Source organism: Sphingomonas glacialis (assembly GCF_014653575.1).
GTDB lineage: Bacteria > Pseudomonadota > Alphaproteobacteria > Sphingomonadales > Sphingomonadaceae > Sphingomonas > Sphingomonas glacialis.
In genome coordinates this window covers 283,155-299,802 of sequence record NZ_BNAQ01000006.1, presented here as the reverse complement: position 1 = coordinate 299,802, position 16,648 = coordinate 283,155, and the positions used below count along the sequence as shown (strand labels likewise).

The 16,648-nt window shown below is 61.7% G+C and carries 17 protein-coding genes; 3 read left to right on the top strand and 14 right to left on the bottom strand.

Annotated elements, in window-relative coordinates:
* Positions 1 to 68: 68 nt before the first annotated feature.
* From IE187_RS18230 to IE187_RS18205, 6 genes are all read right to left on the bottom strand, one after another.
* The gene (locus tag IE187_RS18230; protein ID WP_189677439.1) at positions 69 to 251 is read right to left on the bottom strand and encodes a CsbD family protein; all 183 of its coding nucleotides are present in this window, start codon (positions 249 to 251) and stop codon (positions 69 to 71) included.
* A 248-nt stretch (positions 252 to 499) separates the two neighbouring features.
* A complete protein-coding gene (gene cls, locus IE187_RS18225; protein WP_189677438.1) occupies positions 500 to 1,930 on the bottom strand; it encodes a cardiolipin synthase in 1,431 nt (476 codons plus the stop codon).
* Entirely contained in the window at positions 1,927 to 2,412 is a 486-nt protein-coding gene (locus tag IE187_RS18220) for a DUF2721 domain-containing protein (RefSeq protein WP_189677437.1), read from the bottom strand. The genes cls and IE187_RS18220 overlap by 4 nt, the downstream gene beginning before the upstream one ends.
* A 246-nt stretch (positions 2,413 to 2,658) precedes the next feature.
* A complete protein-coding gene (locus tag IE187_RS18215; protein ID WP_189677436.1) occupies positions 2,659 to 2,940 on the bottom strand; it encodes a hypothetical protein in 282 nt (93 codons plus the stop codon).
* A gap of 474 nt (positions 2,941 to 3,414) precedes the next feature.
* Positions 3,415 to 4,719, bottom strand: a complete 1,305-nt coding sequence (locus IE187_RS18210; RefSeq protein WP_189677435.1) for an NRAMP family divalent metal transporter — start codon at positions 4,717 to 4,719, stop codon at positions 3,415 to 3,417.
* Positions 4,720 to 4,886: 167 nt separating this feature from the next.
* A complete protein-coding gene (locus IE187_RS18205; protein WP_189677434.1) occupies positions 4,887 to 5,060 on the bottom strand; it encodes a hypothetical protein in 174 nt (57 codons plus the stop codon).
* A gap of 432 nt (positions 5,061 to 5,492) precedes the next feature.
* On the opposite strand from IE187_RS18205, the gene IE187_RS18200 reads away from it, so the two are divergent.
* Together IE187_RS18200 and IE187_RS18195 are read left to right on the top strand one after the other, a co-directional pair.
* On the top strand, positions 5,493 to 6,329 hold the full coding sequence (locus tag IE187_RS18200) for an SPFH domain-containing protein (RefSeq protein ID WP_189677433.1): 837 nt from the start codon (positions 5,493 to 5,495) through the stop codon (positions 6,327 to 6,329).
* Entirely contained in the window at positions 6,326 to 6,862 is a 537-nt protein-coding gene (locus IE187_RS18195) for a hypothetical protein (RefSeq protein ID WP_189677432.1), read from the top strand. Before IE187_RS18200 ends, IE187_RS18195 begins: the two co-directional genes overlap by 4 nt.
* 9 nt (positions 6,863 to 6,871) lie before the next feature.
* On the opposite strand, the gene IE187_RS18190 is transcribed toward IE187_RS18195, so the two are convergent.
* The 4 genes from IE187_RS18190 to IE187_RS18175 form a co-directional block, all read right to left on the bottom strand.
* Positions 6,872 to 7,579 carry a hypothetical protein gene (locus IE187_RS18190; protein ID WP_189677431.1) on the bottom strand — a complete coding sequence of 236 codons (708 nt, stop codon included), beginning with the start codon at positions 7,577 to 7,579 and terminating at the stop codon, positions 6,872 to 6,874.
* 249 nt (positions 7,580 to 7,828) lie between these two features.
* Positions 7,829 to 9,973 carry a discoidin domain-containing protein gene (locus IE187_RS18185; protein WP_189677430.1) on the bottom strand — a complete coding sequence of 715 codons (2,145 nt, stop codon included), beginning with the start codon at positions 9,971 to 9,973 and terminating at the stop codon, positions 7,829 to 7,831.
* A gap of 43 nt (positions 9,974 to 10,016) precedes the next feature.
* On the bottom strand, positions 10,017 to 10,604 hold the full coding sequence (locus IE187_RS18180; RefSeq protein ID WP_229839492.1) for a GNAT family N-acetyltransferase: 588 nt from the start codon (positions 10,602 to 10,604) through the stop codon (positions 10,017 to 10,019).
* A 146-nt stretch (positions 10,605 to 10,750) separates the two neighbouring features.
* The gene (locus tag IE187_RS18175; RefSeq protein ID WP_189677429.1) at positions 10,751 to 11,977 is read right to left on the bottom strand and encodes a hypothetical protein; all 1,227 of its coding nucleotides are present in this window, start codon (positions 11,975 to 11,977) and stop codon (positions 10,751 to 10,753) included.
* A 448-nt stretch (positions 11,978 to 12,425) separates the two neighbouring features.
* Here IE187_RS18175 and IE187_RS18170 point away from each other — a divergent pair, with 448 nt between their 5' ends.
* On the top strand, positions 12,426 to 13,502 hold the full coding sequence (locus IE187_RS18170; RefSeq protein WP_189677428.1) for an MBL fold metallo-hydrolase: 1,077 nt from the start codon (positions 12,426 to 12,428) through the stop codon (positions 13,500 to 13,502).
* 48 nt (positions 13,503 to 13,550) lie between these two features.
* Here IE187_RS18170 and IE187_RS21745 read toward each other — a convergent pair whose 3' ends face one another.
* From IE187_RS21745 to IE187_RS18150, 4 genes are all read right to left on the bottom strand, one after another.
* Entirely contained in the window at positions 13,551 to 14,021 is a 471-nt protein-coding gene (locus IE187_RS21745; protein WP_368855616.1) for a DUF4232 domain-containing protein, read from the bottom strand.
* Positions 14,022 to 14,255: 234 nt separating this feature from the next.
* Positions 14,256 to 14,456: a 30S ribosomal protein S21 gene (gene rpsU, locus IE187_RS18160; RefSeq protein ID WP_010160813.1), complete on the bottom strand. Its 201-nt coding sequence runs from the start codon at positions 14,454 to 14,456 to the stop codon at positions 14,256 to 14,258.
* Positions 14,457 to 14,608: 152 nt separating this feature from the next.
* On the bottom strand, positions 14,609 to 15,379 hold the full coding sequence (locus IE187_RS18155) for an SDR family oxidoreductase (protein ID WP_189677426.1): 771 nt from the start codon (positions 15,377 to 15,379) through the stop codon (positions 14,609 to 14,611).
* A 504-nt stretch (positions 15,380 to 15,883) separates the two neighbouring features.
* Positions 15,884 to 16,396 carry a Ros/MucR family transcriptional regulator gene (locus IE187_RS18150; RefSeq protein WP_189677425.1) on the bottom strand — a complete coding sequence of 171 codons (513 nt, stop codon included), beginning with the start codon at positions 16,394 to 16,396 and terminating at the stop codon, positions 15,884 to 15,886.
* Between the last annotated feature and the right edge of the window lie 252 nt (positions 16,397 to 16,648).

Here is a 16,648-nt window from a genome sequence, read left to right as displayed (position 1 = left end):
TTGCTACATGCGACACATGAAAAGACCGCCTCGCGTGCGCGAGGCGGTCTCGCAGCTATTCGCCGACCTTAGATCTTGTCGCCGAGCGCGCCCTTGACGCTGCCCTTGACGTCCTGCGCCGTGCCCTTGAGCTGCTGCGCTTCACCTTCGGCGACGAGCTTCTCGTCGTGCGTCGCCTTGCCGATCGCTTCCTTCACGTTGCCAGCGATCTTGTTGCCAGCGGCATTCAGCTTGTCGGTCAGTTCGCTCATAATATCCTCCGGAACACCCCCGCATCCGCCAGCCGGATGGGTCGTTTCGAAAGGACAACAAGCGGCTCGCAAGTCGGTTCCCGCGGATAGGTTGCGGCGGCCGAACGTGGCTTGCATCGACACTGGAAATGGTTTCAACAATCGAATTCTACGCGAGCCCAATTGCGCGCCTCTTCAAAACTGCCGTCGTGGGGCGTTTGGCCTACCGGCTGAGCATCTGGCATATCCACAAACGCACGTCGCCTGGTTCAGAAGAGCGGCGCGGCCATCGTCAACAAATTGTCGAGCAAGCGGCGGGGCAGGGATCGTGCGGCGACGCCGCCATGATCGACCTCGACCGACTGGGCCAGCCACCGGCTTTGGTGCGCCGCAACTTCGGCCACCAGCGCGCGAGATTCGAACACCACATTGTTCTCGAAATTCAGGTCGAGGCTGCGTCGATCCATGTTCGCGGAGCCGACCAGCGCCAGCGTACCATCGACGACTAGGGTCTTAGCATGCAGCAGACCGCCGCGGAATTCGTGGATGTGCGCACCGGCCCGCGCCAGAACAGGATAATAGGCCCGGCTAATCGCGCCGACGATCCGGCTGTCGTTGCGCTGCGGGAAGATGATGGTCAGTCGTACACCACGACGCGCGGCGGCGACGATCGCATTGAGCAGCGGCGGATCCGGGGCGAAATAGGGCGTGGTGATCACGACGCGCTCGCGAGCGGCGGCGAGCACCGCGACGAAGATATCGGTCATCGTTGCCTGCGGCGACAGCGGTCCGGTCCCGACCGCGATCGCGGAAAAGCCAGACGGTGACGGATTTGGGACTTCGGCGCTCAAGACCGGGCGCATGTCCTCGCCGGTTTCCGCCATCCAGGCCGACGCGAAGATCACTTCGGCCTGCCGCGCGATCGGCCCTTGGTAGCGAATGAGGATATCGACCCATGGGGCAAATTTGCGTTTCGGCAGGAATGCCGGATCGGCGCAATTCTGGCTGCCGCACCATGTCGTGGCGCCGTCCACGACGACGATCTTCCGGTGGTTTCGCAGATCGGTACGGTGGCCGGCGAGGAAGCCCAGTCCGAACGGTACCGGTAGCGACGCACACAGATGCGCGCCGGCCTCGCGCATCGTCTTCCAGTGCAAGGAACGGATGAGGGCGCGCGAGCCGATGGCGTCGGCGACGATACGACAGGTTACGCCGCGCCTTGCGGCGCGGCACACCGCGTCGACCACCTTGGTCCCGTTGTGATCGCTCAACCAGATATAGAAAGACAGATTGACCGTGCGCGTCGCGGCATTGATATCGGCGACGATCGCGGTGATCGCAGCGTCGGGGCCCGATGCAACTTGCCCCGTGTTGCCACTTGTAGTCGGCCAACGGCTGGCTGCCTCACACGTGCGAAACGCGCTGGCGGATTCCGGCGACACGTCGCACGCTCCCGTCTGCGGCGCGTAGGGGAGAAGCACCGTGTAGCATTCGCGCGCGCGCTTGCGGAACGCGTTGGAGATCCAGCGTTCACCGAACAGCAGGTAGAGGACCGTTCCGATCCCCGGAAGCAAAACGAGGAGCAAGACCCAAGCAGCGCGCGCATAGCTGTCGCGATCTTCGAGCAGGATCGCGCGCACGATAACCGCCAGATGGATCGCGGTAAGCGTCAGCCATATCGCGGCATCGAGCGTTCTCATGTGTTACTCGAAGTCCGCGCACCGCCGCCAGGCCGAGCTTGGACATCTTCCTGCTGGTCCCCGTCGGCGTTCGCTTGTTCGCGCACCGAACGACCCGACACGACCGTCTCGAAGCCGAACGCGGCGAGCGCGAGGATCGCGCAGAGAAGGGCCGACCCGAAAAAGGCAAAGAGCGCGCGACCCGTGCCAGCATTTCGCAAAGCACCTACAAACAGCGTCAGTGCGGCACAGCATGTCAACGCGCCGGCAAGGGTTGCCAACAAGACCGCGAGGTCGAGCGCGGCGGAGCGAAGGCGCAGCCTGGCCAATTGTCGCGGATGACGGACAGCATCGCCTGCCAGGCGATCGACCCGGTCGGAAATCCGTCCAAGCCTCGTTGAGAAGACATTTAATAGCGAGGCAAGACCCGTCAGCAGGAAGATCGGTGTCAGAGCGAGTTGGACGACATGCGCGGCGCCGTTGATATCTGACGTTCCAAACATCAGTCATCCATGCATGCCCGCTTGCGACAAGGAAAGCGCGATCGGTAGCGATTCTGGTTGGCCCTCTCCACTGGGACCAAGACTTTAGTATTCCCAGATCAGCCATAAGCCTAGCTGCGCTCGGCATCGTCTACGGCCATATCGCCGCAGGTCCGCTCTGCCTTCGTGGTCGCACGGCATCATATTTCGGCGCAACTTCGTAGCGATGAAGCGCAGACCTGCACCTCATCGCTACTTAATGCGGCTTTATTTCTTGGTTGCTGCGTCCATTGCGTCCGCCTTGTTTTCGCCAGCCTCGCGAACCGCATCCGCCTTGTTGTTCAACGCATCGGCGCGATTGTCCATGGCCAGCTCGGTGTTACCACCCATGGCATCGGCGGTATCCCGAATTGCAGACGCGTTCGCGTCCATCTTGTCCGCGGCATTGTCAGTGGCAGCGGCCACGTTGTCGGCGGCAGCGGTCTTGTGACCGCAAGCGGTAAGCGACAGCAGGCAAAAGCCTGCGACGAGTACGAGTTTCTTGCTCATCTGCATCCCCTTAGAGAGTTGCTCGACCGATCGGTCGACGCGTCCGCGGTTTCCCTTAAATTTTTGCGGGCAGCAAGTACAAAGCGATCATTGCACTGGCGCGTGACCGCCCATAGGCTTACGTTTGAATCACCACGGACGACCGTTCGGGTGGGCCGCCGCACTTAAAGCTCCCAAGCAAGTGCGGCGGCCCCATTCGTTTGACTCCACAGAAACCAAGGCGCCAGACATCGGAACTATTCCGCTGATCTGGTTTCGTTCAGCCGCCTCTTCAGCCGTTCGATCTAGCGCTTGAGCAGCGCTCAAACCGATCTCAGATCGAGAATAGAATGGCCGATTTGGGGGTAGCTGAAAATCAGCTCGCGGATGTCTGGATGTGGGTCGCACAACAGGTGTTCAACCAAGATCGTTCGTTACGAACCGATCGCTGATACCGTCGCGCACTCTATGCTGAACCCGCCCCGCGGCGGAGTTTCAAATGCTCAGCGTAGCGAACATGCCGACCGCGGCCAAAGTCATCGTCGCCGTGGCCATCCAGCCTACGATTGAAAGCATGCGTGGCAGGCGAAAGACACCCATAGCTTTCGGGTTGCGGGCAAGGAGCATCATCATGACCATTACCGGGACCGCAACGACTCCGTTGACGACTGCGCTCCAGAACAGCGCCTTGATCGGATCGATTGGGGTGAAGTTTAGCGCAGCGCCCACCAGCGTAGCGGTCGCGATCGTAGCGTAAAATCCTTTAGCACGCTGTGGTTTGCGGGTGAGGCCGACATGCCACGCGAAGACTTCGCCAAGGGCATATGCCGACGATCCGGCAAGAACCGGTAGGGCGAGCAACCCGGTGCCGATGATGCCGAGAGCGAAGATCAGGAAGGCGAAGCGGCCGGCGATCGGTTTGAGCGCCTGAGCCGCTTGAGCGGACGTCTGGATGTCGGTCACGCCGTGCGCGTGCAGCGTCGCGGCGGTCGTTAAGATAATAAACAGCGCCACAACGTTTGAAAACGCCATGCCAATGATCGTGTCCCAGCGGATTCGGCGCAGCTCGGCAGTTGCCTGGTCCGGTGCCCGGACCAGCGGCTTGGCGCCGAAACGTTCTTTGACATCTTCTACCTCTTCCTCAGCCTGCCAAAAAAACAAATATGGACTGATCGTCGTGCCGAGGATCGCGACGACAACGGTTAGGTAGGCGGCATTGAACGCGATGTCCGGGATGACGAGTGCGTGCGCTACGGTTCCCCACGGCAGTTTCACAATGAATGCCACGCCCACATAGGCAAAGAGCGACACGGTCAGCCATTTCAGAACCGAGACGTAGCGGGAATAGCGCACGAAGATCTCAAGAAGGGCGGACGCGACGGCGAACAGCGCGACGTAAACCAGTTGGGGGCCGCCGATCAGCAGCTGCAGCGCAGCGGCCATTGCCCCGAGGTCGGCACCGATATTTATTGTATTGGCCACAATGAGAAGCGCTACGATCCCGTGCAGCAACGATGCGGGATAATGGAGCTTGAGATTGCCAGCAATGCCACGCCCGGTAACCCGGCCGATTCGAGCACTGATCTCCTGAATCGCGCACATGAGCGGCCAGCTGAAAAGCATGATCCAACCGAGAGCGTATCCGAACTGCGCGCCTGCCTGCGAATAGGTGGCAATGCCGCTTGGATCGTCGTCCGAGGCTCCGGTGATCAGTCCAGGGCCAAGCACCTCGCGCAACTTCGGGCGCCGGGGCTGCTTCACCGCGTCCGGAGAATGGGGAGCGGCCGCCAAATCGGTCATCTCGAAAGTCGCCTTGGTACGGCCAGAAGCCGGTTGCCGAATACGCACTCCCGGAACGCGCTTACGCCATAGCCCATCTGCTCAAAAAACCACCTCAATTTTGATAGAGGGTTCGACGCGTTTGCCGAGCTTTCGGTTAGGATCGGCAGGCTGGCAAGCGGCTATTTTTAAGCCTTGAGCGGAGTATTAAAAGCAGCCGGTTTGGGAAATCGCTTGATCTGCTCCCCAGAATTCATGCCGTTGGTAAGTCCGCTCGTCAGAGGCAATGCAAGTTTGTTTCGGCCGGTCATTTTTGCTGGCAAGTTAGAGACATAAGCGGGAAGTTCGGTGGCGGGCGACATGCGTGTGTCGTGGCGGCCACCACGTGCAATCGCAGAGATGGGGAAAGGGCGAAGTTGACCATCACCATCTTCCTCATCCTCGTAAGTGTCGGCGTGGCCGGCGCGCGCTTCGCCACAATGCGGCGGACAATGTTGCCCGTCCTTTCGTCTCGGGAGGAACGTAAAGCGTCTGTCGAAGCAGCTTTCGAGCATGAACCGACGGACGATGGATCGTTTGCAAAGTCAGCGGCACCGCGCCCCGCACAGGCCGTGAAATTGGCTCGCACATCCGGTTACCTGCTCAGCGATGGGCCTAACGTTAGCGCAGTCGACCGAACCGCCATCATGCTGAACGCCATGGCCGGCCCCGGCTTGTGCACGCCCCGGACTGGCTGATCCGCGATCCAGACTTCGACACGATTTTGTCAACGTCAAAGATAAGGGGATAATTCCGTGGCACTTACTCGTCAGGTGATCAGCACTTTGCGTGCGGACGGGACCGACGCGCTCGGAACCCGGACGGTTGCGATGAAAGTCGGCGATGCCAGCATCGTCTCGGGGTCGCTTCTCACGGTCGAGAGCAATCATTTCTGTGTCCTCAAATCGCGCGGCGCGGTGCTCAATGTCTACGATACTGGGCAATACGCGCTCGAGACGCCAAATGCGCCGATCCTCGGATCGATCGCTCAAGGCTTTTTCGGCGGCAACTCGCCGTGGCAATATGAAGTCATCTACATCAATCGCTCGAAGCTGCTGGTGCGCAACGAGGGCATAGCCACTTCGGCGGAAATGGCCGAGATGGCCTATGTCGTGGATTACTATATTCACATCGACTCGAAGGAAGAAGCGCTCGACCTCATCACGCATATGCCCTTCGCCGGTATTGAAATCGACACGGCGGAGATCGCCGAATATGCCGGTCCGGCCATCGAGCAGGCGATCAACCAGATCATCCAGATCACCAAAATGGAGAATATCAACGAGCGCATCAGCGACGTGCGCGAGTTGGTGAAGCAGCACCTCGGCGACTTTCTCAAGGTCTACGGCATCATGCTCAACGACCTGAAGGTCCTGATCATGCCGCGCGACGAACGCATGCGTGAACTCATCTCGCTCCAGGCGATCGGCCTGAGCCCGATCGAGGCGGTGCGCTATTATCTGGCGCTGCGCATGGCGGACAAGGGGTTGATCTCGGCGCCCAACGCGGCGTGCGGGCTGCCCTTCAATATCGGCGCCGCAGCGACCGGCGTATTGCCGCTCGGCGATGTCACCGCGCCGACGGTCGCATGACGGACTTCTACGATGTCGGGCCGCTGGGGGAGATCGCGATCAATCTCTTCCACGGCTACGGCTATAACTTCTATCGCGACGAGAACCAGCTCCGCGCAGACGATCAGAAAGCGCGCACCGTGGTTTGCGAGCTACTCGGCCGCGCGCGCAAAGCGGTGTCTGGCGCTGAGGGTCTATTTCGTCGGGAGCATATCCCGACGCCGACGCGCGCCAATCCTTTCCCGCCCCCCGAAATACTTGCCAGTGTGCGGCAATTGGAATCGTTGTCCCAGGCGATCGGCGGGATCGAGGGGCAAGTACGCCACGCGCCTGTCCCGGAAAACGATCGCATGACGCAGCGGTACCGGGAAGAGGTCGCCACGCTGATAGCGCTGGCCGAGAAAGACAAGATGCTGATCGGGCAGGCTGCGACGCTCTGCGCTCTGGTCGAGAGCAAGGCGCCGGACGCGATCCTCGCGGGTCTTGCGGAAATCAGCGAAGGCCTCACGGCGATAACCATGACACTCACCGAGCGGCGGCTGCTGACTCTCTAAATAATGCGGTCAGGCGAGGATATTTACCGCACGCGCGGCGACCAACGCGATCGTCAGCAACGACACTGCGGATTCGAACATCATCATGAGCTTCGCACGGCGCGAAAGCGGCAACGTGTCGGTCGGTGAAAAGGCGGTGGCGTTGGTGAAGGCGAGATACAGATAGTCCACGAAACCGGGCTTCCAGGTCGCAGCCTCGGGCGTATTCATGGTCATGTGCGGGAACAGGAAATCGCACTTGCAACTGTCGACCACCCCGTGAGAGGCCGGGCCACCACGATCGAGGGTCCAGAACCACAGGGCGAAGATGATGACGTTGGTGCCCCAGATATTGAGCGCATCCAACAGCAAGGTTTGGCCGACTTTGGAGGCGTGGCCGTTGAGCAGCGCATGAACCAGTTCGATCAACGCCTCGAAATTGATCATCGTGATCAGCGCCGTCATAGTCAGAGCAAGCAGGCGAATGCCATATCGTGCTCTGGCGACCAGCCGCCAATGCGCCTCCGTCCTCGCGTCGCGCGCGGATATCTGAGTCCAGGCCGTCGCGACTGAAAGCGGCAGCAGCAGTCCCAGTTCGAGCCCCGGCGCCAGCCACCGCGGCCCAAGAGTCAGGTCGTTGATCATGATGAGCTGCAGGCACGCGATCACCACAACGGAGAGGCGTGCGAGCCAGAAATCCAAAGCGTGGGTGTGAATCGCCTTGAGTGCGGTGGTCATGGAAACGCTCTTCGCACGCATGACTTTCGCTTGCCAGTCAGCGCGGGACGAGGTCGAAGCAGAATATGAAAAAGCGACCGTTTTTGGGAAGCGGTTAGGGAGCCGGAAACGGCAGCGATTGGGTCTTGGCGTCGAAAGGCATTCGGTCGGCATTTTTGATAGCGCTTCAGTTTCGCCAGGTAGCCGGAAGAGGGTCGCCGCTCGGGTCGGCGCAGGCGTGGAGGCCCAAAGCGCTATTGCATCGAACAATCATTCCAGCGCCTCTGCCGGTGGTCCGGCACCGCTGACGACCGTGAGCGACAGTCCGGGCAGGGCGAGGTCGGCTTTCCAACTGGGGACTGTCCTCTCCTCGGGCGGCAGATCGAGGCTTGGATGGCCGAGCCGCGCATCCCAGGCATATTGCCGCGCGGAATATTGCAGGACCCGGAGCGGACTATTCGCGGCGGCTGCGACGCTCTTGAACGCCACCTTGGCGGTCACGTCCGCTGTCCCGCGATTGACGATCAACAGCGACCATGTCCCATCCGCCCGAAGGAGCGGATAGGCCGTCACCAGCGCCCGCCCGCGGCCATCCTTGAGCGTCGTCGTCGCCTGGAACAGCGTATTGCGGCCGGGGGCGGCCCAGGCCGGGTTCATCATCTGCGCGGCATAGAAGCTCGGCATCGCCCAGCGCGGCGTGCCGTGCTCGTCCATCTCCCACAGCATCATATTGCCCTTGCCCGAGCATGGAAGGTCGCCGTCGAGCAGTTCGTCGGGCGGGTAGCCATAGAGATACGCCGCCGACCCGCCGCGTTCGAGAAAGTCGGCGATCATGTCGGCATTGAGCAACGCGCTCGGCATCTCCACCATCGCGCGCCCGGCAAAGGCGGAGAAGCCATATTCGGTGATGACCCATGGGATCGACCGCGGCACGCCATCCTCTTTCAGCCGCTGGAAGATCGTGTCTATCACCGCGCTGCGCCGAAGCAGTTTCTCGGGCACCGAGCCACACAGATTGTCGAACGGAAACAGCTCAAACGAAAAGAAGCCCAACTGATCGAGCCCGTCATGGCTTTTGAGATACTTGAAGAACTGGCTGGTCCAGCTTTCGTCAGGATCGGGATCGAGCCACGTGTCGGCGACACCGTCCTGGAGGCTCGGGCCGCCGATCGCAACCTGGGGGAAGCTCGCGTGCAACCGGCGCGCGAATTCGAGGTAGAGCGCGGCGTAATCGGGCGCAGAGATCATCGCGCCATCGGGCTCCTCGCCGAGCTCGACGCGGTCGAACAGGATATGATGCGCGGTGAGATAGCGCAGTTCCGCCACTGCATTTTCGGGTGTGTCGAAGTTCAACCCAGCCGGAACCATGATCGGCGTCTTCTGGATCACGCCCGACTTCGCCAGCGCCTCGAACGAAGGCTGCTCTGTCTCGGCATCACGGTCGTTCGCGCGGTGCCATGGATCGGTCGAGGAGACGTAGACGAGTGTCTGCCGGTGTCGCTCCGCACCGTGCCGAATGACATCAGTCAGCTTCCCCGATGCGTTCATCGTACCAAGCGAAATCTCGCCGATCGCAAAGCCGAGCTGGTCGCGAATATCGTTGCCGGGCGCATCGCTGGTGTTCGAGGATTGCTGCAACAGGATTCGGACGAACTTGGTCGCGACCGACGTCTTGGCGATCCGAAGCGTGACCGTCCCGCCATGGCCATCGGCGACCACACCTTGCGGGAAGTCGTGCCACCGCCCCTCATATTCATCCGCGCCGACCCAATATTGCACGGCATAGCCCCGCGCATAGGGGTGCTTCCACGCAAGACGGATCGCGTCGATCGGCATGCGTCGCGGCAATTCGACCACTGCCCATTGCGGGCGGGCGGGCGCCTCTTTCGAGAAATGCGGATCGAGATACGGATTGCTCTTCCAGAAGCTCGCCGGGTCGCCATCGTCGAGCCGTGAATAGCCGTCGTCGTTCGCCTGATCGATCGTGTTGCCGCGCCGCGGCAATCTATAGCCAAAGGTGACGAGCCCGTGCGTGTCGGCCTGCGCGTCTCCGGTCCAATAGCCCTGGCTGTGCATCGCATCGCTCCACGAGCCTTCGGACGACCAGTGCCACGCCTCATTGGCGAGCTCCGAGCGCAAGCGATACGCCAGCCGCTGGAAGCTCGAGCGCCGCATCGCCACAAGATTAGCGCTGCGGAACATCGCCGCCGCTTCGCCTTGCGCCCCGCCGTCGATCGACGCGCCCAGCGCGCGATCCGCATCGAAGACTGCAAGCGGCTTGCCGTTCGCGCGCTCCACGGTGATGCGATCGACATCCGCACCGGCGGCGATGGGAACGGCGATGGCCGAAAAAGCAAAAACTGCCGCTAGCTTTGTCTTGATTGAGCCAACGCGCGCGACTTGAAATCTGTCCATCGCCGTCGCCTAAGGCGTAACCGCTCGAATACGAAGCGCCGATTTACCCCCCAGAAATCGTCCCGCCGAACCAAATCGCTGCGTCGTCGGATCCATCCTTCGGAAACAAGCGCGTCAGGCCTTGCCGCTCATAGAAGCCCGCAGCTCGCGTGTTGTCCTGGCTAACGCCAAGATGGAATCCAGTCGAGCCAAGCTCCCGCGCCCGCTCGATCCAGGCTCGGAGCAGGCGTCCGCCATAACCGCCCCCCTGCAGACGCGGCAGCAGGTTGATGTGGAGGTGCGACGGGTGGTGTTTCACGAGCCAGTCCGGCGCGCGACGCGGATGGTGGATGGTCCGCCAAGCGTCCACATCATCCCCGGCAGTCACGCCGACAAGATCGTCACTGATATCGGCGTGCGAAGCCCGAAGCGCGGGCCACCATTTTTCTTCAAGGATTTGCTCGAACGCCCGCGTATCCAATGCTCCGACGATGTATCCGCCGACGCCAAAGTCGTCTTCGAGAACCAAGGCCAGGTCTGGAGCGAACAGGGCGTAGGGCGCTGCGTAAATGTGCCCCAAGAGTTTGGGATCGCGATACAAGCGTGACGCGTCGGCACCGCTATCACCGGTTTCAACGGCGATCTGATACACCGCGTCGAGATCGGCCGCTGTAAAATTTCTGATGAAGGCCGTGGCTCGATTTCCTTGAGGCTGAGACGACGTGATCCTGTCAGAAGCACCGTTCAGACGTCAGCGGTTCCCCTGTTGCGCCAAGGGTCGCGGCGTTGGAACGCGCATTATTTTCGCCTTGAAGGACTTAGTTCCTTCCGGAAAGCCGCGATTTGCGCCCTTCCTGTCGTATTGAGGAATGGCGTGAGCTGGGCAAAGGAAACCAGAGCGTCCTCTTCGCAGGCTTGAGCCACGTGTGGCAGTTCAGGAGTGAAGGCGATTCCCGCCTCGGTAAGGCGCGGATCCCACGCGTCCGCCTCCGCCAGAGTGTCCCTGCATTCGGGATCGTCACGTGAGTAGGCGACGTCGATCAGATGTTTGAACGCAGGCCTGAAGGCGACCGTGACATAGGCATTCTTCGAACCACGATCATTGATCGTCTGTGTCAGCGCGGCCGTGGTGAACCAGTCGTAGAGATTGATCTGGGCGCCGCTTCGCAGATCCCAGGTCGCGTAGCGAACATCCGAATTTGGATGGGCGCCCCCGCAATCGTTCTCTTCGTCGTCCTCCGACACCATCCAGTTTTTCATGAGGATAAGCGGTTTGAGGGTCGAAGAGTCATCCCCGTCCAGCCCGTTCTGGCCGAGAGCGGCCATCGAGCAGGTGAAGTAGGTGGCGTTCTCTGGCCCGGTGGGGACCGTCGCGTAGAGCGCGGCGTTGACGCGCCGCATCGCTGGCGTCGTGCCTCGAAGCTGGAACGTCTCGGTGCCCGATTGTTCGAACTGCCTGCCCGGATCGACCAGGATCCGGGTGTAGATGATCCCGTTCAAGGTCGCGGGCTTTCTGACGAGTATCGGCTTGGTGAACCGCGGCAGGCTGAAGGCGGGATTGCCGCAGGTCGTACCGGAGTCCTCCGCATCCGCCTTTGCCAAAGCCACACGGTCGAGGGTGATGGGTAGCGTTTGCGTGCCCGCGCTCCAGCTTCCCTGAAGATGCGTGTTCGTGATCGTGGTGAGACGCCAGAGCGGACCTTTGGCAGCCCGATCCGAGTTGGGGGCTTCGGTCCAAACGGGCTGTTCACCCAGCTTGCCAAGGCTGATGATCGTGAGGTGGCGCAGATAGTAGTACGCGCCGATGTCCTGATAGTCGTCGTGCTGCAGGCAGACCCGCACGGCGGCGGTGCCGACCGTGCCGCGCCAAACGCCTGCCCAGGCTGGAGCCGCGGCGGCAGGCGCCGCGTGCGCGAGATTCGTGCCCGCGAGCATCGCGATTGCGAGTAGGGTGAGTAACGACTGCGCACCGTACCGTGATCCAGTCCGAGACATTATGGTCGAGGAACCGATTTCACCGATCATGATCGTAAGTCGCCTTGTCTGCCGTTCGCCGTGCAGGGTGTGCGCTCGCGCGATGAATGCAATTCCTTTTTCGAAAATAGACGTTCCTTGGACCTGCCGAAATCGAGTCCCGCTGCTCGCATTCTTGACCGGGCCATGGGTACCGATGATTGCCAGTCAATTGTCGAAGTGAAATACAGGACCCAACCTGACCACTGGTGGGCACGTCGGGTGTCGATGAACCAGGTTCAACACGGCGGCACGGCGATTGGGGGTCTCAGCGTTGGTTTCGCGCTTCCCAGCGGCCGCGGCCATCGCCGGTCGGGTGGGGAGCGTTGGCTGGATAAGCCGATTTTCACGGCACTGATCCAGCGGTTAAACCAGGGTGCTGACAAACCTTAAGCCACCCCACCCACCATCAAGGTAGTCTGCCAGACTTAAACCAAGCCACTGATAGGGGACGCACGACATGGAGTTCGACCGCAGATCGTTCCTTGGCATGGGCCTCGCTGCCCTCGTCGCGACGTCGCAGCCCGCTACGGCCGCAACCTTGAGCGTGCCTGCCATCGACAGTCTCGATCTCACGGTCGTAGTCGACAACTTCTCGAATGTCTTCGCTCCCGACTTTGAGCGGGCCGACATAACCGTGACCGGGCCCGTCCCGGCGCCGGACTACCACAAGGCGTATGCCGGCGAATGGGGATACTCTCTTCTCGCGCGGAGCGCAGTGGGCGGCTCGACGCCGCACACGACGCTGATCGATTTCGGCTACACTCCGAAGGCGCTTCTCAACAACCTCGATCTGCTCGGCGTCAGCCCGGGCAGCATCGACGCGATGGTGCTGAGCCACGGGCACTATGATCATTTCGGCGGCCTCGACGGATTGCTCGCCACCCGTGAAGTTCGGCGCCGCACACCACTGTTCGTCGGTGGCGAGGAGGCGTTCTGCGAACGGTTGCGCGGCACGCGGCCCGGCGCTTCGTCGTTCGGCGCGATCGATCGTCCCGCGATTGCAAGAGCGGGCATCGACCTGATCGTCTCCGGGGATCCGCATGTCGTCGCGGGACATAGATTCACCACGGGAGAGATCCCCTATGTCACCAGCGAGCGCCCGCGCGTCCCGACAGCCATGCTGCCGGGAAGACAGTGCGACCGCGCGCTGCTTGAGCCGGCCAAGCGGGATCTGAATTTCGTGGTGGACGACGCGATCCACGAGCTGGGCACCGCTTTCAACCTTTCCGGGCACGGTCTTGTCGTGATCGGTGCATGCAGCCACCGCGGGATAATCAACACCATTCGCCGAGCCCAGGCCGTCTCGGGTGTGTCGCGCGTCCACGCGATCGTCGGCGGGTTCCATCTCGTGCCGCCCCAGACCAAGGCGCAGGCGCTCGAGACAGTCGCGATGATGCAGGCGCTTAATCCGGACTACATCATTCCCGGCCATTGCAGCGGTGACGTGTTTCTTAATGCGGCTTCGGCGGCCATGCCCGACAAGGTGGTTCGCTCGGTCGTTGGCGCGCGCTACCGGTTCGGTCGTCGCGCATAGCGCAATGACGACGCGACTAGCGCCGGTTCAGTACGCCGGGCGCGACTGTCAGCCAGCGGCCACGCCTTCGATCGCGTGCAGCGGGGTCTGTTCGAAGGTGGTGGGCTTCCCGACCGCTCCGTAGAGCGTTGCGGGCAGCGCTGCAGTCAGGGTTCTCGTCCCGATCTTCACCGTGATCCGAGTGGCGTGTACGCTTCTGCTGTGCGGAAAGACTGGACCGGATACCCAGCGGATCTCGGCCGCTGCGCGGTGGCCGGCGGCAAGGCGAACCGGCACCATAACCGGTCCGGGGTGCATCCCACGCGGTGCCTGACGCACTGCCGGAACTATGCGATTGCGTGCGTCGCCCAATTGGATGGTGGGTAGGGCGACCAGCATGCAGTCGGGCCCGATATTGCGGATCGAAAGCTTGGTTCCTGAATGCGACATCCCGTTGAAGTCACCCCCGCGTCCGTCGAGGGAGACTTGAAGCCGAGCTACCCGACAGGGTGGCAGGGGCAAGGGTGGCGCAGCAAGCATGAGCACAATGAGGATCGGCATCTATCGTCTCCGGCAGGCGATCCTGATCGGCCAGCTCAGGTGAACGGCCGCTGACGACTTCCCTGCGCTTGCGGTGGTCATCACTGCGCAGTCAGAGCCGCATCGACACGCTTGACTCCAGCCCCCTGCGGCCTGTTGGCATCAGCGTAATGAAGCGCGATCACCGTGGACCTTTTATTCGGATCGCGGCGACACGGCCGAAACTAAGGCTGCTCAGCCGTCCTTCTCGGCGCGCTTGCGATCAGCCTTTTTCGCGCGACGGATGGCGGCAGCATGCTGACGGGCGCGCTTTTCCGAGGGCTTCTCGTAGTGCTTCCGGAGCTTCAGTTCACGATAGACCCCTTCGCGCTGCAGCTTCTTCTTCAGGACGCGGAGCGCTTGGTCCACGTTGTTGTCGCGTACGATGATCTGCATGCTGGCTCTCTCGAGATGTCGTGTAGCGCCGAAGACGCAGCTCGCTCTATGGTGAGGGCCGCTTCAAGCCAAGGCCCCAAGCGTCGAACAGTCGACGGGCGGCGGCTGCGGCAACACGCATATGTTCCCTGATCACGCAGCAGTCGTTCGGGTTATTGTGCGGTGTAGCCGCCGTCGATGACCAGTTCGGACCCGGTCATGAACTTCGACTCTTCGGACGCGAGGAACACGACGCCCCACGCAATGTCGTCGGGCTCGCCGAGATGGCCGAGCGGATGGAGCGCGTCGAGCGCCTTGCGACCGGTCTCGACGTCGCCTTGCGAGCCGAGCGCCTCTTCGACCATCGGCGTCCAGATATAGCCCGGATGGATCGAATTGACGCGGATACCATAACCCGACTTTGCACAATGCAGTGCGGCCGATTTGGTGAACAGCCGAACGCCGCCTTTGCTGGCATTGTACGCCGCCAGATTGGGGTCGCCGACCAGGCCTTCGATCGACGACAGATTGATGATCGACCCGCCGCCGTTCTTCTTCATCGCTTCGATCGCGGATTTGGTGCCAAGGAAGGCGCCGTCGAGGTTTACGCGCAAGATCTTGTGCCACTGCTCGAGCGAGGTGTTCTCTGCCGTGCCATTGGTGCCGAGCCCGGCATTGTTGACTACGACATCGACCCGACCGAAGACCTTTTCGGTCTGCGTGATGACGCGTGCCCAATCCTCTTCCGATCCGACATCGTGCGTGATGAACAGCGCCTCGCCGCCGGCTTTTTCGATCGCAGCGACGACTTCGGCGCCTTCCTCGGCCTTGATGTCGGTGACGACGACCTTCGCACCCTCTTGCGCCAGCAGCAGTGCATCGGCTTTGCCGAGTCCGAGCGCACCGCCGGTGACGATGGCAACTTTGTCTTTGACGCGATTCATGCGGCGTTCCTTGTCGACGGGTGCACCGGACGATCCGCCGATGCCTCTCGTTGACAGCGCTATCGCGGTTGCTGCGCGTCAATAAGCGTCGGAAACTACTCAGGACGGGCGGCGTCGCGCGGTGTCATCCTCGCCGTTTCTACCCTTGCTCCCCACGGTCATGACGGTGCTTGCTCGACGGTGCTGGTCCGCGGAATGGTCCTTCCGGCGTTCGATCGACTCTCGCACTTTGGGAAGGTCGGGCGCGTCTTGGGGCTGTGGCCGCAGGTCTCGGATATCGCTGTACGCAACCCACCGATCGGCCGGCCGCCTTGGGAGTGCCGACAGTGGGAGAAGCAAGCTAGAAACCGACCTGACCAATGAAAGTCGGCACGCTTTGATGGTGCCGTAGGCGACCGAGTTTGGGTGAAACAGTAACGGCCTCCGGTATGGCATGGTTGCCGGAGAAGGCTTCTATGGCCGACGGCGCGGGGCACCCGACGAGGCTGCGCCGCGCGCTTCTCGTCAGGCCGGCTGCGCTGGCTTGCGTCCGCGCTTTGCCGGCGCCTTTTCGGCGGGCGCGGGGACGACGGTCGCTTTGGCCTGCCGACCTTTCGCGCCCAGGCCAATCTTCAGCGCCATATCGCGACGCGCGGCCGAGTAATTCTCGGCGACCATCGGATAGTCAGCCTTGAGATTGTAGCGCTGACGGTATTCCTCGGGCGTCATGCCGTGCGTCGAAAGGTGTCGGCGGAGCGTCTTGTACGGCTTGCCGTCGATCATCGAAACGATGTGATCCTTCGACGACAGCGAGCGGCGCGCGGTGACGGCGGGCGTGTACTGCGGGTCCGCTGCTGCGTGATCGGAGGCAGTGTCAGGACCTGTCGCCCCGGTCGCCAGTTCGGTGAGTGTTGCGTGCATCGTCCGCAGAAATGCTGGCACGTCTTCAGGCGACAGTCGATTGTTCTGGTTGGAGAGCCAGGCGATCGTGAGGTCTGTGGCCAGTTCAACCGCGTTGATTGCATTCTCGTCGGACAATATCACTCTCCAGGCATCGGCAATTGTGGCGTTCCTATCTTCGGCGCGGGTTAATTTCTACCCACGCTTCCGCACCGGGTCGCGTGGGGCCGTGCCGAGATTACCTCAAAATCTAAATGGGCGAAGCTCATGACGTGTGGGTCAGGCGATCAAGTCGTTTTGAAAGCGAAGAAAGCCCGTTGGCGGAAACATTACGAGGGCCCTGCGCGCTGACGCGCGACCGCGCTCTAGGCTGCGCCAAAGCGCACCCCC

Excerpts from the sequence above, each read along its gene's own strand:
- IE187_RS18230 (WP_189677439.1), bottom strand. The coding sequence starts at position 251 with ATGAGCGAACTGACCGACAAGCTGAATGCCGCTGGCAACAAGATCGCT.
- cls (WP_189677438.1), bottom strand. The coding sequence starts at position 1,930 with ATGAGAACGCTCGATGCCGCGATATGGCTGACGCTTACCGCGATCCAT.
- IE187_RS18220 (WP_189677437.1), bottom strand. The coding sequence starts at position 2,412 with ATGTTTGGAACGTCAGATATCAACGGCGCCGCGCATGTCGTCCAACTC.
- IE187_RS18215 (WP_189677436.1), bottom strand. The coding sequence starts at position 2,940 with ATGAGCAAGAAACTCGTACTCGTCGCAGGCTTTTGCCTGCTGTCGCTT.
- IE187_RS18210 (WP_189677435.1), bottom strand. The coding sequence starts at position 4,719 with ATGACCGATTTGGCGGCCGCTCCCCATTCTCCGGACGCGGTGAAGCAG.
- IE187_RS18205 (WP_189677434.1), bottom strand. The coding sequence starts at position 5,060 with ATGTCGCCCGCCACCGAACTTCCCGCTTATGTCTCTAACTTGCCAGCA.
- IE187_RS18195 (WP_189677432.1), top strand. The coding sequence starts at position 6,326 with ATGACGGACTTCTACGATGTCGGGCCGCTGGGGGAGATCGCGATCAAT.
- IE187_RS18190 (WP_189677431.1), bottom strand. The coding sequence starts at position 7,579 with ATGACCACCGCACTCAAGGCGATTCACACCCACGCTTTGGATTTCTGG.
- IE187_RS18185 (WP_189677430.1), bottom strand. The coding sequence starts at position 9,973 with ATGGACAGATTTCAAGTCGCGCGCGTTGGCTCAATCAAGACAAAGCTA.
- IE187_RS18175 (WP_189677429.1), bottom strand. The coding sequence starts at position 11,977 with ATGATCGGTGAAATCGGTTCCTCGACCATAATGTCTCGGACTGGATCA.
- IE187_RS18170 (WP_189677428.1), top strand. The coding sequence starts at position 12,426 with ATGGAGTTCGACCGCAGATCGTTCCTTGGCATGGGCCTCGCTGCCCTC.
- IE187_RS21745 (WP_368855616.1), bottom strand. The coding sequence starts at position 14,021 with ATGCTTGCTGCGCCACCCTTGCCCCTGCCACCCTGTCGGGTAGCTCGG.
- rpsU (WP_010160813.1), bottom strand. The coding sequence starts at position 14,456 with ATGCAGATCATCGTACGCGACAACAACGTGGACCAAGCGCTCCGCGTC.
- IE187_RS18155 (WP_189677426.1), bottom strand. The coding sequence starts at position 15,379 with ATGAATCGCGTCAAAGACAAAGTTGCCATCGTCACCGGCGGTGCGCTC.